Origin of the sequence: Thalassotalea sp. G20_0, assembly GCF_017744175.1 — a bacterium.
Classification (GTDB): domain Bacteria; phylum Pseudomonadota; class Gammaproteobacteria; order Pseudomonadales; family Endozoicomonadaceae; genus Endozoicomonas.
Window position 1 is genome coordinate 51,805 of the sequence record NZ_JAGHQV010000003.1, and the last position, 14,816, is coordinate 66,620.

Annotated in this window: 15 protein-coding genes; 5 read left to right on the forward strand and 10 right to left on the reverse strand. The window is 51.2% G+C overall.

The genetic code is table 11. The features are described from left to right. Positions 1-23: 23 nt before the first annotated feature. From sctU to J7438_RS02335, 9 genes are all read right to left on the reverse strand, one after another. Complete coding sequence (gene sctU / locus J7438_RS02295) at positions 24-1,085, reverse strand: type III secretion system export apparatus subunit SctU (RefSeq protein WP_209275288.1); 1,062 nt, start codon at positions 1,083-1,085, stop codon at positions 24-26. Beyond that, complete coding sequence (gene sctT, locus J7438_RS02300; protein ID WP_209275289.1) at positions 1,082-1,873, reverse strand: type III secretion system export apparatus subunit SctT; 792 nt, start codon at positions 1,871-1,873, stop codon at positions 1,082-1,084. Before sctT ends, sctU begins: the two co-directional genes overlap by 4 nt. Positions 1,874-1,875: 2 nt before the next feature. Continuing rightward, positions 1,876-2,139 carry a type III secretion system export apparatus subunit SctS gene (gene sctS, locus J7438_RS02305; protein ID WP_101748640.1) on the reverse strand — a complete coding sequence of 88 codons (264 nt, stop codon included), beginning with the start codon at positions 2,137-2,139 and terminating at the stop codon, positions 1,876-1,878. Then, on the reverse strand, positions 2,132-2,800 hold the full coding sequence (gene sctR, locus J7438_RS02310; RefSeq protein WP_209202777.1) for a type III secretion system export apparatus subunit SctR: 669 nt from the start codon (positions 2,798-2,800) through the stop codon (positions 2,132-2,134). The genes sctS and sctR overlap by 8 nt, the downstream gene beginning before the upstream one ends. Before the next feature lie 57 nt (positions 2,801-2,857). Further along, positions 2,858-3,829 carry a type III secretion system cytoplasmic ring protein SctQ gene (sctQ, locus tag J7438_RS02315; RefSeq protein ID WP_209275290.1) on the reverse strand — a complete coding sequence of 324 codons (972 nt, stop codon included), beginning with the start codon at positions 3,827-3,829 and terminating at the stop codon, positions 2,858-2,860. 8 nt (positions 3,830-3,837) lie between these two features. Beyond that, entirely contained in the window at positions 3,838-4,626 is a 789-nt protein-coding gene (locus J7438_RS02320; protein ID WP_209275291.1) for a type III secretion HpaP family protein, read from the reverse strand. A 12-nt stretch (positions 4,627-4,638) separates the two neighbouring features. Continuing rightward, positions 4,639-5,142, reverse strand: coding sequence for a type III secretion system stalk subunit SctO (gene sctO / locus J7438_RS02325; RefSeq protein WP_209275292.1), 504 nt, complete (start codon positions 5,140-5,142; stop codon positions 4,639-4,641). A gap of 4 nt (positions 5,143-5,146) precedes the next feature. Beyond that, entirely contained in the window at positions 5,147-6,490 is a 1,344-nt protein-coding gene (sctN, locus tag J7438_RS02330) for a type III secretion system ATPase SctN (RefSeq protein WP_209275293.1), read from the reverse strand. A gap of 315 nt (positions 6,491-6,805) precedes the next feature. Then, positions 6,806-7,312: a type III secretion system chaperone gene (locus tag J7438_RS02335; RefSeq protein WP_101748737.1), complete on the reverse strand. Its 507-nt coding sequence runs from the start codon at positions 7,310-7,312 to the stop codon at positions 6,806-6,808. 245 nt (positions 7,313-7,557) lie between these two features. Here J7438_RS02335 and tadA point away from each other — a divergent pair, with 245 nt between their 5' ends. From tadA to J7438_RS02360, 5 genes are all read left to right on the forward strand, one after another. After that, positions 7,558-8,052, forward strand: coding sequence for a tRNA adenosine(34) deaminase TadA (gene tadA / locus J7438_RS02340; protein ID WP_353620087.1), 495 nt, complete (start codon positions 7,558-7,560; stop codon positions 8,050-8,052). Positions 8,053-8,259: 207 nt separating this feature from the next. Then, entirely contained in the window at positions 8,260-12,186 is a 3,927-nt protein-coding gene (gene purL / locus J7438_RS02345; protein ID WP_209275295.1) for a phosphoribosylformylglycinamidine synthase, read from the forward strand. A 42-nt stretch (positions 12,187-12,228) separates the two neighbouring features. Then, on the forward strand, positions 12,229-12,699 hold the full coding sequence (locus J7438_RS02350) for an outer membrane lipoprotein (RefSeq protein ID WP_209275296.1): 471 nt from the start codon (positions 12,229-12,231) through the stop codon (positions 12,697-12,699). A gap of 73 nt (positions 12,700-12,772) precedes the next feature. Next, positions 12,773-13,081, forward strand: a complete 309-nt coding sequence (locus J7438_RS02355; RefSeq protein ID WP_209275297.1) for a hypothetical protein — start codon at positions 12,773-12,775, stop codon at positions 13,079-13,081. A 321-nt stretch (positions 13,082-13,402) separates the two neighbouring features. Further along, positions 13,403-14,254, forward strand: a complete 852-nt coding sequence (locus tag J7438_RS02360; protein WP_209275298.1) for a sulfurtransferase — start codon at positions 13,403-13,405, stop codon at positions 14,252-14,254. Between the two features lie 11 nt (positions 14,255-14,265). Here J7438_RS02360 and J7438_RS02365 read toward each other — a convergent pair whose 3' ends face one another. Continuing rightward, on the reverse strand, positions 14,266-14,514 hold the full coding sequence (locus tag J7438_RS02365) for a hypothetical protein (protein WP_209275299.1): 249 nt from the start codon (positions 14,512-14,514) through the stop codon (positions 14,266-14,268). Positions 14,515-14,816: the final 302 nt, after the last annotated feature.

Sequence of the window (14,816 nt, forward strand, 5' to 3'; positions counted from 1 at the left end):
GATGTCATTTGGTGAACTACTTGCTATTCGCCAGGCGACTCTCCCTCATTTTCCTGCTCTTTAATTTCCTGTACCCAGCGGAATACTTCAGCAACGGGCTCAATCAGCTCGCCGGGAATAAAATCGGCAATGTTTAAATGGAACAGGGCATGAGCCAGTGGCACGTTTTCAAGAACAGGAATGCCTTCTTTTTCAGCAATTTTGATAATAAACCGGGCATGACCACCACGACCTTTAACCGTGACAATGGGCAGTGGCGTCTTACCCTGGCGGTACTGCAAACCAATGGCCAGATGGGTCGGGTTTTTAATAACAACGTCTGACTTGCCGGTGTTTTCCGCCTGGTTGAGTATTTCCTGATGAATCTCCTTCCGCTTACCTTTGATTTCCGGGCTGCCTTCACTCTCTTTATGCTCCCGTTTGACCTCATCCTTGCTCATCCGGTTCTGTTTCATAAAGTTGTAGCGCTCAAACATATAGTCGAGGATGGCAATTATCACGAAAGCAACCATGGCGTAGAGCAGCAGCTTTTTAATCAGATGGGCAGCGACCGGTAATATGCATGAAGTGCCGCAATAGGGCATGTCAACCATGTCGCCCACACTGCTGTATATGACGTAATACACAACAAATGACAGAAACAGGATTTTGATCACCGACTTGAAAAACTCCATAAGGTTTTTCATGGCGAAAATCTTTTTCAGCCCGCCGACCGGGCTGATTTTTCCAATATCCGGTTTTATACCTTCAGGCGCAAACAGCAGGCCAAACTGCATGACGTTGCCGATAATGGCAGAAAACATGGAGACGGCGACCAGGGGAATCAGCAGGTCCATGGTTAACTCAAGAATACCGTGGGTAACGATTTTGAAAGAGACTTCAAAGGGTTCGTTGTAGCTCAACGTGGGAAACACCACCATCTGCTTGATCTTGTCAATAAAGGTGTCACTCATGTACCAGAGCGTTGCCAGTACCGCGATAAGGTTAAAGGTGCCGGATACTTCTTTACTTTTGGCAACCTGGCCTTTTTGCCGTGCATCGCGGAGTTTTTTGGGGGTGGGCTGTTCGGTTTTTTCTGCACTCATTTCCAGATCACTCCCAATGATTCAAACATCTCAGGGATTCCCATCATGTGCTGTTGGGATAATTCCAGAATGGTTCCTATGTAAACCACCAGAATAGCAAGGGCAACGCCAGATTTAATGGGCATGGCCAGGATGAACACGTTCAGCTGGGGAGCCGCCCGGCTGATCAGGGCAATGCCAAATTCGGTAATAAACATGCAGATGATGACCGGCGCGGAGAGCCACATGGACAGTTTGATAATCAGGTCAAACTGGCCAAGGAAAAACGTTACTGCGTCCTGATTGATATTTGGGAAGTAGCTGAATACTGGCCAGACCTGATAGGTGAGCATCATGCTTTCCAGCATCAATAGAAACAGCCCACTGGTCATGATCATGGCAATAAAGGCCTGGCTGAACAGGATGCCCATCGGGGAGGTTTCCGCGCCGGAAAACGGGTTGAGGGTACTGGCCATGGAAGCACCCCGCTGGTTATCAATAAAAAAACCGGCAGCTTCCATTGCCCAGAATGGGATCGCCAGGACGAAACCCATGATGGCACCGATAAAGACTTCTTTGATCACGATGCCACCGGTGTCGTAGATTGACAGTGTTTCGTCGGGCTTGGTCTCAGACAGCATGGGGTGCATGAACAGCACCAGGCTCATGCAGATGCCGTTGCGAATCATGGACCCACCAAGGTTCCGCTTGTGCAGCATGGGCAGAACGGTAAACATGGCAACGATGCGGGGCATCCCCATTGACAGGATGTAAAACCACTCTTTCAGATCATCAATGGGCAGGATCATGGTCAGAGCCTTTCGAACATATCCATCACAGCCACTGAGAAGTTATAGACCTCGATACCCATCCAGCGGGATGTCAGGAAGATACTGATAATGACCGCGACGAGTTTGAAGGCAAATGGCAGTGTCTGTTCCTGAATCTGGGTCAGTGCCTGAATCAAACTGATCAGCAGACCAACCGCCGATGCCGCGATGATAGGAGGCATGGACAGTAACAGTGTCAGCCAGAGTGCCTGGGCTGTGAGTGTCAGTATATGCGGGTCATGCATAACTTAGCACCAGTCCGTGGATTAGCCGGGTCCAGCCATCCAGCAGTACGAACAGCAAGAGCTTGAAGGGCAGGGATATGGTCATGGGTGACACCATCATCATACCCATAGCGAGAAGGATGTTAGAGACGATCAGGTCAATAACGATAAACGGCAAATAGAGCAGAAAGCCAATCTCGAACGCCTTGGTCAGTTCAGTGATACAGTAGGACGGCATCAGAACCACCAGGTCATCTGCGCTCAGTTGTGCCTGGTACGCCTTTGGCCACAATATTCTTGCGGTTTTCAGAAAGAAGTTTCTTTCCCGCTCCGTGGTATTTTTTTTCAGGAAGTCCCGATAGGGGGCTATCAGCAGTTCCATGTTATTTATCAATTCTTTACTGTCTTCACCCTGAAAGCTGATATTCTCCTCTTGCGCGATATCCCATGCCTCAAAACCTACCGGTGCCATGATGTACAGTGTCAGGATAATAGCCAGGGCATTCATGGCGATATTGGGAGGAATCTGCTGCAGACCGGTAGCGTTTCTGAGAATGGAAAATACCACCACCAGTTTCAGGAAGGATGTACCCATCACCGCAAGAAAGGGCACCAGCGCCATCAGCGCCAGTGGGATCATCAGATAAAATGGACTGGTAAGAGTAATTGCGCCGCTTTCCATAGTCGCCTTTTCCAGTCTCAGAGTATGAACAAGAGACTTTGTTGTTTAGGTAGTCAGTCAGTCGACAATTCTGGTAATACGTGCACCCAGTCGATTATTTATTTGTACCAGCTGGCACTCGGCAATCAATTTGCCGCCGGCACGAACCTTAACCGGTTGTTCGATGGGACGATCCAGCTCAAACACATGGCCAGGCTGAAGAGACTGGACTTCCTGTGCGGTGAACTGCTGTCGCCCCACTTCGAATACCAGGTCAATCTCAATATCTGACAGGTCGATAGGCTCCTGTTCATGATGCATTTGATCGTCTTCCATTGAGTTCATCCTGTGCTTGATGGTGATGTGAGAACCCTCTGCTTCCCCGATGAAAGCCGTATCCGGGTTAACTCTGATAATCAGCTGCTGTCCGGTGACGTGGTAATTAAAAAATACAATGTCACCGACACCCAGGGCGCTGGTTTCCTCTTTAGACAGTTTTGCCCGTCCAAGTTCAAGGCCTGCCCAGATAGGTATATCGGTGGATTGCTCCCGGATATGAGTGGGGAGTAGTTTGAGCAGCTCAAAAACAATGGGCGTGGTTTCCAGGTAAATGGGGTACTGTGTACCGCCTATCCGGATATTCATCGCCAGTTCTGCACGCTTTGATTTATCTTTATTCGGTGCCAGGTCGGTGAACTGGATGGCAATGCCAATCCCCTGCATCAGATGCTCCAGCAGGTTTTGCAGCCTGTTTCCCAGGGCGGCCAGCATCAAGTCTTTTGGCAGTTTCAGCAGTATCTTGCTGTTCAGATTGTCCGGCATGATCAGGTCAATGAAGGCACTGCCGGTGTACAGAGAAACGGGCTGGTGATTGATTTCCAGCTGCATGCAGATAGCAGGCATGGTTTCCGGGGCAATACTGCCCAGGGAAATGTCCCACCTGTCCTCATTAACCGGCAGTGCAAGCTCTGTCTGGCGGTTGCTGAGGATTTGGCCAAGCAGCAGCTGCGACGGTGAGACAGAGGGTAGATCAAGAGTTTCTGCTGCCATGGTTCAACCTATGCCCGGTCGTTTCTGGAAGAGTTCTGGTCGTTATCATCTTCTGCCGCGTACTGGTTACGGGAGCGGCCATCACTGTCCTGGTTATCGCCACCTGACATGTTGATATTTACCTGAACCTTGTCGTTGGAAAATCGCTCAGCCAGCATTTTCTGCAGGTTGGCTTCATGCTGGGCCAGAAAATTTCCGGCTTCTGCTGATGTGGTGTTCATGGTGACTGTCAACTCGCCACCGTGTCTCTGGATTCTGATCTCGGTACCCGGCAGCACATTGTCTTTCAGGGATATGCGAACCTCTGCCCCATTCACCGCATCCTTGGCAGAAACCTGTATTTGATCGGCCATCTTCTGAAGTGCAGCATCGACTTCTTTTACGCTGCTGGTCTGCTGGATCTCACGAATCTGGGTCTGAAGCTGGGTATCGGCTTTAATCGGGTTCTGGGCGTTATTGACCATGACCTGCTCAGAGGCGTCTTCGCGGGTATTCTTGAACATGTTCTCATTGCTCTTCTCTTCCTGAGAACCTTCGCGAGAACCTTTTTCCTGGCGTCCCCTTATGGCATTCTTAGAGCTTTTGTTCCGCTCGGCCAGCAGGTTTTCCAGACTTTCCAGGCTTTGCTCCTTATCGCCACCCGTTTTTTTCTCTTTGCTACGCTTGTCTTTTGCCATGCGATCCGCAAAGTCGTTAGCCTGCTTATCGGACACATTGCGACTTTGCTGGTTAGCATCATTCTGTTGCGGGGGTGGAGTTGGCTGAGTGTTGGTTTGATTCACGCCGTGCGTTGACATGATGATTAACTCCTATTCCTTGGATTTAACGGTAAATTCTTCCATTTCCAGATCTTCAAGACGTTTGGCCTCTTTCTCAGCCTCTTCATCCTGAACCTTGCAGAACTCCTCAAATTTCTCCACAGCCATCTTGGCTTTAAAGTGAGCCTGTCTCGCTTCTTCCAGGACCTGCTCCGCTTTGACTACCTGTTGTTGTGCTTCTACCACCCGTTGTTCTGCATCGGCAATGGCCTGTTCCAGAGAGGCATCTTTCTCCCGTAACATGGCAACTTTCTGCTTCAGCAGATCCAGATCATGCTGCTGAACACTGGTGTTCATAATATTATCGTATAGCCGCTGTTCTTCTTGACTGCGCCATACAATATACTCTTCCAGATCCTTTTGACGTTGTGCCACTTCCTGCTTGCGTTGTTCGACCTCCTGATGGGCAAGATCCAGCTCATGCTGACAGCGCTTCACCTCCCGTTCAGCCGATTCCTCCCGTATATTTTTAACCTTCAGCAGATCATGCAGCATCTTCTCAGTAACCTACGATTTGCTGTAATTGGGCAATTGTCTGGTCAAGGGGCATCAGTTCATCCGTTCTCTGCTTGAGAAAGGAGCGGATGGTTTCAATTTTCTGAATTGCCTCGTCGGCCAGTGGGTCAGCACCCTGTTTGTATTCCCCGACTTTTACCAGTAACTCAATATCTTCATATTTGGACATCAGGGCTCTTGCCCGACTGACCGCCGCCCGGTGGTCTTCGGTAGTAATGGCATTCATGACACGGCTGGCACTGGCCAGCACATCAATCGCCGGGTAGTGCCCGGATGCGGCCAGCTTTCTGGAGAGAATAATATGACCATCAAGAATCGAGCGGGTTTCATCCGCTACCGGCTCTGTCATGTCATCCCCTTCAACCAGCACGGTATAGAGTGCCGTAATAGAGCCTACATCTGACATCCCGGTACGTTCCATCAGCTTGGGGAGGGTGGCAAATACCGAAGGCGGGAAACCCCGGCGGGTGGGTGGTTCTCCGGCGGCCAGTCCGATCTCACGCTGGGCACGGGCAAAACGGGTGACAGAGTCCATGAGCAGAAGAACCCGTTTGCCTTTATCACGAAAAAACTCAGCAACGGCTGTTGCGGTGTACGCGGCTTTGGAACGCTCCATGGAGGACTTGTCGGAGGTTGCCACAATAATAACCGATTTCTTTACTCCCTCCGGGCCAAGGTCGTGCTCGATAAACTCCCGCAGCTCCCGTCCCCGTTCACCGATCAGGGCCAGTACGGTGACATCCACTTCCGCACCCTTAACCAGCATGGACAACAGGGTACTCTTACCACCACCGGCCGCTGCAAAGATACCCATTCTCTGTCCTTCACCGCAGGTTAGAACGCCATCAATGGCTTTAACGCCCAGGGGGATGGGGTGGTCAATAATTCTCCGGGTCATAGGGTCGGGGGCATCGGTATAAACCGGATAATGAGCTTCAGGCTCAATGCCATGAAATGCGTCAGGGTTTAATGGGTTGCCCATACCGTCCAGTACATGACCCAGAAGATGAGGGCCAACGGCTACGTGGTGTACTTTGCCGGTTGGGATAACCTCAGTGGTGGAGGAGATCCCCATAATTTCACCCAGGGGGGATAGCACTGTCTCATGTCCCTGGAAACCGACCACTTCAGCGTATGAATTCCGGTCACTGTCATCAGGGTTATTGGGGGATACCAGCTCGCAGAGCTCACCGATTTTGACACCAGGCACCGCCGCTTTGATGATCATGCCCTGAACTTCAGTAACACGGCCACGGATATCAATCAGCCTGCCGCTTTCCACGGTACTTTGCAGTGCATTGGTGAGATAGTTAAAAGTTTGAGCCAACTTGATGCCTCCATTATTTTTCTTGCTATGGATATGCTGCTATCGAGATCCTTCTACTCTCCATATTCAGACATGCAGCATTACCTGCCCTGACAGCATGGAGTTATTATCCAGACGCGGCAGAGTATAGTTGCTCTACTCAATACGTGGCTGAAAAACCGGATAAAGGATTCCCGAATCCATTACAGGCTGCTATTTCTCTTTTCGGCCTGATGATTTCGAGCTGAAATGGTGTTGGTAAAATAAATGCAGACAGGGAACGCAAAATAAAAGAAGGGCTGTGAAAGCCCTTCATGGTATTGGGTATTTTGGGAGTTACACCATCATTCCCATATCGCCAGGGCCTCCTGGAGCTCCTCCGGGACCACTCTGGGGGCGGGGAGGGGTGGATGTTGAAGAAGTCTGGTCCTGCTTGGACTCATCCAGCTCACTGACACACCATTCCAGAGTGTTGACAAACTTTTCCAGGGTTGACTCAAATAAACCGTAATCGCAGGAAGCCTGCAGGGAGCGAATCAGCAGTACTTCAGTTTTGTCATGGTTCAAAGCCAGAAAGGCACCCTGCATGCTATGGTGCTGGAGGTTCAGTGAACACATTTTTTCCAGCAGTGTGGTTTTCTCCGGACTGTCATGGGTAATCATGGGTCTGACAGAAGCAACAAATACCAGCGCCTCATCATCTTCCAGATACTCCATGTTCACGATCAGGGTATCGTCAAAACACAACCCGCAGGCATCGTGTTCGTTTAATTTGAGTTCTCCCAGGCCGATGCTCTGGGCAAAGTGTTGTAGATGCTGTTCTACATTCTGCTTGAAAGACATCAGGCCCTTCCCTCCAGTGATTTATTTTTCATAATTGAACAATTTATTTTTGATAGGCTATTTATAGCTTAGACACTATATATAGCTCAGACATTCGCCATGGGAAAAAATTCCATAGATTTAATCGGCGGATTATCACATTTCATAAAAAGCTGAAATAAATTCGCAAATCAGGGGATGAAAAGCCTGCCGTTTTACTTCATGATGCCAAATCACTCAAGATTGTCAGGTTTGGTAGATAGTTTGTGATTGATGACACCATTTGGATGAAAGAAGCCCTGCTGGAAGCTGGTAAAGGCCGTACCCTGGGCGAAGTTCCCGTCGGTGCTGTCGTAGTTAAGGAGGGTCAGATTATCGCCCGGGCGTGTAATCAACCTATTTCATCCTGTAATCCCATTGCTCATGCTGAAATTCTGGTACTTCAGTCAGCGGCTGCAGCCATTGGCAACTACCGTCTGATGGATTGTGACCTCTATGTTACGCTGGAGCCCTGTACCATGTGTGCGGGTGCTATTGTCCACAGTCGGATTCGTCGCCTGATCTACGGCGCAACAGAACCCAAGGCCGGAGCCATTGTCAGTGCCGCAAGGGTTCTTGAGCAGCCTCAGATGAACCACCGGGTAGAGGTTACCGGAGGTGTCCTTCAGGATGAATGCAGTTCGATGATCAGCGAGTTTTTTCGTTTTCGCCGTCAGCAGATTCGTGAACAGCGAGGAAAGCTGCCTTTTGTTGATAAATAGCCGGTGACTGCTGGTTTCCGAAGGCCGGTTTCGATTATTATAGGCTGCTTTTGATCATCCCCCTGTGTTGAGAGGCTATAGCATAAGGACTGGCTTGTAATCCAATCAGGAAGTAGTCACTCATGCGGGCTTCCTGATGTTTATTATTAGCTCATCCGGGCTGTAGCTCCTCACTAGCTGTTAATTGGCCCGAGGACAGACCAGAACATGCTGATACTGCGTGGCACCCCTGCACTTTCCCAGTTCCGCCGTCAAAAGCTGCTTGCTCAGCTGCAGAGCCAAGTGCCAGAGATCTCCTGTGTTGTTGCTGAATTCCAGCATTATGTGAAAATCCAGTCGTCCTGTGCGGAAGGTCTGAGTGAGAGGCAGTCTGATATTCTGGCCAGACTGTTGACTTACGGCCCAAAGATTCAACAGATAGAGCCTGACAGTTTTTCTTCCAGGGCAGAATTTCTGGTGGTTCCCCGTCCGGGTACGATTTCCCCCTGGTCCAGTAAAGCATCCGATATTGCTCACAATTGTGGCCTCGGTATGATCCAGCGAATCGAGCGAGGTGTTCGGTTTGTGGTGTTTGCGGATGCCCGTTTATCGGGGGATCAGGAAACCCGGATTGCAGATTTGCTCCATGACCGGATGACCCAGGCCGTCTTCCGTGATGAGGGTGAAATTACCAAGCTGTTTGCTGTGTCCGAGCCAGCTCCAATGACCACTGTGTCCGTTCTGGAAGGCGGCAAAGAGGCACTGGCTGCGGCTAACCTTTCCCTGGGCCTGGCACTGGCTGAGGATGAAATCGACTATCTGGTAGAGAGCTATCAAAAACTCCAGCGGGATCCTACGGACGTTGAGTTGATGATGTTTGCCCAGGCGAACTCGGAACACTGTCGGCATAAAATTTTTAATGCGTCCTGGAGTATTGATGGGGAAGCGCAGGATCTTTCCCTGTTCAAGATGATCCGAAACACTCACGCCTTGCACAGTGAAGGGGTGCTGTCAGCTTATAAAGATAACGCCTCGGTCATTGAAGGTTTCCAGGCAAAGCGTTTTTACCCGGAACCTGATAGCCGTGAATATGGTTTTAATGAGGAAGATATTCATATCCTCATGAAGGTAGAAACCCACAACCACCCGACGGCCATCGCGCCATGGGCGGGTGCCGCCACCGGTTCCGGTGGTGAAATTCGCGATGAAGGTGCCACCGGCAAGGGATCCAAGCCCAAGGCCGGGCTGACCGGGTTTACCGTATCTAACCTGAAAATTCCCGGCTACGAACAGCCCTGGGAACAGGATTATGGCAAGCCAGACCGCATTGTCTCGCCGCTGGAAATCATGATCGATGGCCCATTGGGCGGTGCCGGTTTTAATAATGAGTTTGGTCGTCCAAACCTGTGTGGCTATTTCCGTACCTATGAGGCCAGTGTCAAAGGCGTTGCAGGCTATGAGGTTCGTGGCTATCACAAGCCCATTATGCTGGCCGGTGGTCTTGGCAATATCAAAGCTGAGCACGTTGAAAAAGGGGAGATCCCGGTGGGTGCCAGGCTGATTGTCCTGGGCGGTCCCGCCATGCAGATTGGCCTGGGCGGCGGCGCGGCCTCGTCCATGACCTCCGGTGAAGGCCAGGAAGATCTGGATTTTGCCAGTGTGCAGCGAGACAACCCGGAAATGGAACGCCGTTGCCAGGAGGTAATCGACCGTTGCTGGCAGCAGGGGGACAGGAACCCCATTGCGTTCATTCACGATGTGGGGGCCGGTGGTCTATCCAACGCACTGCCTGAACTGGTCAGTGATGGTGGCCGTGGCGGTCACTTTCAGTTGCGTGCCATTCATAATGATGAACCGGGCATGTCGCCGCTGGCGCTCTGGTGTAATGAGTCCCAGGAACGCTATGTGATGGCGGTGGCGGCAGAAGACCTTCCCCGCTTCGAAGAAATCTGTCAGCAGGAACGCTGCCCTTATGCCGTGGTGGGTGAAGCGACAGAAGAGCAGCGGCTGCTGCTGGATGACAGCCACTTCCATAATCACCCGGTGGATATGCCGCTGGATGTGCTACTGGGTAAACCACCCAGGATGCACCGTGAGATTCAACGTCAGTCCTTCGAGCGTGATCCCCTGGACCTGAGCGACATCAAGCTGCTGGAAGCGATGGAGCGGGTATTAAAACTGCCATCGGTGGCCAGCAAGAACTTCCTGATCACCATTGGCGACCGAACCATTACCGGCCTGGTTAATCGTGACCAGATGGTGGGCCCCTGGCAGGTACCTGTGGCTGACTGCGCGGTGACCGCAACGGCTTTTCAGGGCTATACCGGCGAAGCCATGTCCATGGGGGAACGCACACCGCTTGCCCTGATCAATGCCCCTGCTTCCGGTCGCATGGCGATTGGTGAGGCGATCACTAATATTGCTGCGGCCCGTATTGGTAAAATCGGCGATATCAAACTGTCGGCCAACTGGATGGCAGCAGCAGGTCATCCCGGTGAAGATGAAAACCTGTTTGATACGGTTAAAGCCGTGGGTATGGAGCTTTGCCCGGCACTGGGTATTGCTATTCCGGTGGGTAAAGACTCCATGTCCATGAACACCCAATGGCAGGAAAATGGTGAAGATAAGCGTGTTACTTCACCATTGTCGCTAATTATCTCGGCATTCGCCCCGGTCCGGGATATTCGCAAGACGGTGACGCCTCAACTAAGGACTGATCAGGGTAATACTGATCTGCTGTTGATTGACCTTGGCCGTGACCATAACCGACTGGGTGGTTCTGCACTGGCCCAGGTCTATGGTCAGGTAGGCGACTCGGCACCGGACGTTAACTCTCCGGAAGACCTGAAAGGATTCTTTAATGCCATTCAGGAACTGATGGATAAGGATCTGCTGCTGGCCTACCACGACCGCTCCGACGGTGGCCTGTTTGCCACCCTGATTGAGATGGCGTTTGCTGGCCATACCGGTATTGCTGTTGATCTGGATAAGTTGGCTGGCAACAAGTCCATGGTTCTGCCAGCTCTGTTTAATGAAGAGCTGGGTGCCGTTATCCAGGTGCGTCACAGTGAGAAAGGTCTTGTTAAGGATATCCTGGCTCAGCATGGTCTTGCTGCCTGTTCTCACACCATTGGTACCCTGGCTGCTGGCCAGCGGGTATCGTTCCGGTTCAATGGTTCCGAGCTGGTCAGTGAAAGCCGGATCAAGTTCCAGCGCTGGTGGGCAGAAACCAGCTATCGCATTCAGGCGCTGCGGGACAACGCAGAGTGTGCACGACAGGAGTTTGATAACCTGCTGGACGATCATGATGATGGGCTTCATGCCTCTCTGCCTTACGATATCTCCCTGGATGTGGCGGCACCTTATATCAACACCGGTGTTCGTCCAGCCATGGCCATTTTGCGGGAGCAGGGCGTCAATGGTCAGATAGAAATGGCCGCAGCCTTTGACCGTGCCGGTTTCAAAACGGTTGATGTGCACATGAGTGATATCCTGTCCGGTCGACGCACTCTGGATGAATTTAAAGGTCTGGTGGCCTGTGGTGGCTTCTCTTATGGGGATGTTCTGGGGGCTGGAGAAGGCTGGGCCAAGTCGATTCTCTTTAATGAACTGGCCCGTGATCAGTTTGCCCGTTTCTTCGATCGTCGTGACAGTTTTGCCCTGGGTGTATGCAACGGCTGTCAGATGCTTTCCAATCTGCATGACCTGATTCCCGGTGCAGACTACTGGCCTCACTTTGTCCGCAACCAGTCTGAGCAGTTTGAGGCCCGGGTGGCGATGGTTGAGGTTCAGAAGAGCCATTCAATCTTCTTCCGGGGGATGGAGGGTGCCCGTATGCCAATTGCTGTCGCTCATGGGGAAGGGCATGCCGAGTTTGCTGATCCGTCTCACCTGGAGCGGCTGGCGAACAGTGGTCAGGTGTCTTTGCAGTTTGTGGATAACCAGGGCAGGCCCACCACACGTTATCCGTACAACCCCAACGGCTCGGTGCAGGGAATTACTGGCCTGACTTCCGCCGATGGTCGGGTAACCATTATGATGCCCCATCCTGAGCGGGTATTCCGTACGGTTCAAAACAGCTGGCATCCGGAACACTGGGGTGAAGATGCTCCGTTGATGAGAATGTTCCGGAACGCGAGAGTCTGGGTTGGTTAACAGGAAAGCTCTTTCCTGTTAACCCCAAAAGGAGTTAAAGACATGAATTTGAGACGCTATTGGGCCATATTGCCCATCACTTTTGTCGCTCTGTTGTCAGGGTGTATGACGGACAGCACAGGGACAACTTATTCAAGCAGTGAGACCCGGCGAATTCAGCAGGTCAGTTTTGGCACTATTTCCGAGCTGCAATATGTAAAACTGGAAGGCACAGAAGGTGCTGTGGGTACTGTGGCCGGTGCGGCCATTGGTGGTATTGCAGGATCCGGTGTTGGTGGTGGCAGAGGCAGTGATATTGCCGCTATCCTGGGCGGAGTTGCCGGTGGTGTGCTGGGGAGCAGGGCTGAAAAGCAGCTGACCACACAGCAGGGCATTGAAATGACCATTCGGCTTGATGGCGGTAAATATATTTCAGTGGTTCAGGCCGTCAACCCAAAAGCGCCTTTGCAGGTGGGTGATGCGGTAAAGGTTTTAACGCAGGGTAACACGACTCGGGTTGTTCGAACGCGATAGTTTGGTGGAGCGGGGGCTCGTCTCCGCTCTTGAATAAGTTTTGGAAGCTTTCCGGCTATGGGTGAGGATGGGCATGAGTAACAAGACAATTGCAATAGTGCTGGCGGCTCTTCTGGCTCTGGGGGGAACGGGCTGGTTTTTGCTGGCTAAAAAGGATGAGCCTGAACCATTGCCCGTAACGGAAGTCATTCCGATACAGCAGGAGGTCATAGACACGCCGGTGGAAGAGCCTGCTTACTCTCCGGGCATGGAATTTGACGAGTCTTCCGAAGAAACCCGAATCATTCTGGAAACGCCGGATAACGGAGAGTTGAGCAACCTGCTTTTGGAAAAAGTACTTCGTGACGACAAGGTAGTGGACAAGCCTGCAACCGGGAAATGAAAGTGTGAGACATATCTCACGTTTTTTCGCGTAATCACTGCTATTGCCATCACGAGTGTATTGATAACGTAAACCTTGCATGGATGCACTTGTCACACGGATGTGACCCCGCCAGCTCTGCTGGTGGGTTTTATTTCTCTTCTTAACTTTCCTTTTCTCCGAACTATTCCTCCCTTTGAAGCACAGTTATCAGGACTGGTTGCAAAGCCATTATCATTTTTTTACTGTGTGACAAGAAAAGTAAACCTTCATAAATGTTTCATAGTGGTGTGTTAGCTGCACTGGGTTCCGCTTGGTTAGCAGCCAGACAGAGGTAAGTAGATGCCTTTATTAATAGAGCCGGAGATGCTGGCTACCCTGTTGAACGATCAGCACCTGGTGGTTCTGGATGCTCGATTCAGTCTCGCCGATCCGAAACAGGGGCTGGCTATGTATCACCAGGGACATATTCCGGGAGGGCTCCATGCTGATCTTGAAGCAGATCTCTCCGGTTTGATTATTCCCGGTAAAACCGGCAGGCATCCACTGCCCGAGTCGGCAGACTGGCAGGCAACACTCCGTCGTTGGGGAATTGATAAGCACTCTCAGGTCGTTGTCTATGATGATGGTGGTCATGCCATGGCCGCAAGGGCCTGGTGGCTGTTACGCTGGGCGGGAATCTCTCAGGCTATGATTCTGCATGGTGGGATGAAAGCCTGGCAGGCGGGCCGTTATCCTGTGACCAACGATGTGTCTGGGGTGGCAGAAAGTCAGGCTGATTTTACCATGGGACATATGCCAACGGTTTCAGCGCAGGATCTGATGGCGCAGATAGAAACTGAAGGAAATAGCCTCGGGTATAAACTGATTGATGCCAGGGCTTATGAACGATTCTGTGGAGAAGAAGAAACTCTGGACTCGCAGGCTGGGCACATTCCCGGGGCGGTATGCCATCCATTTGCCAAAAATCTGGATGAAGATGGCCGCTTTCTTTCAGCGGATCACTTGCGGGAACTATTTACTGCACTGGTTAGCGACGACTCCCGGCCTGTCTTCTACTGTGGTTCCGGTGTTACCGCCTGTCACAATATTTTTGCCATGGAGCTTGCGGGCTTGCCAGGTGCCACACTGTACCCCGGCTCATGGAGCGAATGGATAACAGACCCCCGGCATCCTGTCGCCAGAGGTCAATAGCTTAGTGTCATTCAGAGCAACCCACGGGATTTTATCGGGCTCAGCTCACGGATGTGTTTCTGCTGAGCCAGCCTGCCAACAATCTGATGCTGACTGGTAAAACCGGAAACGCACATCTTGATTTCATACTGATCTTTTTTGCTGTTCAGCTCAGCAACAAAACTTTTCAGGTGTAACCCATTCTCGCTGCTGCACTGGAGAATTTGTTCAAGGCTGCCGGGATCACTGGTGGTGATCAGTCGAAGGTTCAACTCGTTCACGCTGTCATTTCCTGTCAGTGGCAAATGGTCATAAAAAAGCCCCCGGACCGGTTAGGGTGCGGGGGCTCGTTTCTGCTTTTCAGCTATCCACGATAACCCCCCCGGAGCATCATAATGGTGCCGGGTTTCATGTTAATCATGGCAAGCAGTGAAGAATTCATAGTGATAAGTATGTATACGTATTATTGTTCGGTCAGAACTTATAACAAATCAGATAGGGTCTGTAAAGTCTTAAATTCGGCTAATCAGCGATAATTCTTGATATATCTTCCATAATTATTCATGAGAAAACCTCTCAGCCT

Coding starts and splice junctions, on each gene's coding strand:
- sctU (WP_209275288.1), bottom strand. CDS start 1,085: ATGAGTGCAGAAAAAACCGAACAGCCCACCCCCAAAAAACTCCGCGAT.
- sctT (WP_209275289.1), bottom strand. CDS start 1,873: ATGATCCTGCCCATTGATGATCTGAAAGAGTGGTTTTACATCCTGTCA.
- sctS (WP_101748640.1), bottom strand. CDS start 2,139: ATGCATGACCCGCATATACTGACACTCACAGCCCAGGCACTCTGGCTG.
- sctR (WP_209202777.1), bottom strand. CDS start 2,800: ATGGAAAGCGGCGCAATTACTCTTACCAGTCCATTTTATCTGATGATC.
- sctQ (WP_209275290.1), bottom strand. CDS start 3,829: ATGGCAGCAGAAACTCTTGATCTACCCTCTGTCTCACCGTCGCAGCTG.
- J7438_RS02320 (WP_209275291.1), bottom strand. CDS start 4,626: ATGTCAACGCACGGCGTGAATCAAACCAACACTCAGCCAACTCCACCC.
- sctO (WP_209275292.1), bottom strand. CDS start 5,142: ATGCTGCATGATCTGCTGAAGGTTAAAAATATACGGGAGGAATCGGCT.
- J7438_RS02335 (WP_101748737.1), bottom strand. CDS start 7,312: ATGTCTTTCAAGCAGAATGTAGAACAGCATCTACAACACTTTGCCCAG.
- purL (WP_209275295.1), top strand. CDS start 8,260: ATGCTGATACTGCGTGGCACCCCTGCACTTTCCCAGTTCCGCCGTCAA.
- J7438_RS02350 (WP_209275296.1), top strand. CDS start 12,229: ATGAATTTGAGACGCTATTGGGCCATATTGCCCATCACTTTTGTCGCT.
- J7438_RS02355 (WP_209275297.1), top strand. CDS start 12,773: ATGAGTAACAAGACAATTGCAATAGTGCTGGCGGCTCTTCTGGCTCTG.
- J7438_RS02360 (WP_209275298.1), top strand. CDS start 13,403: ATGCCTTTATTAATAGAGCCGGAGATGCTGGCTACCCTGTTGAACGAT.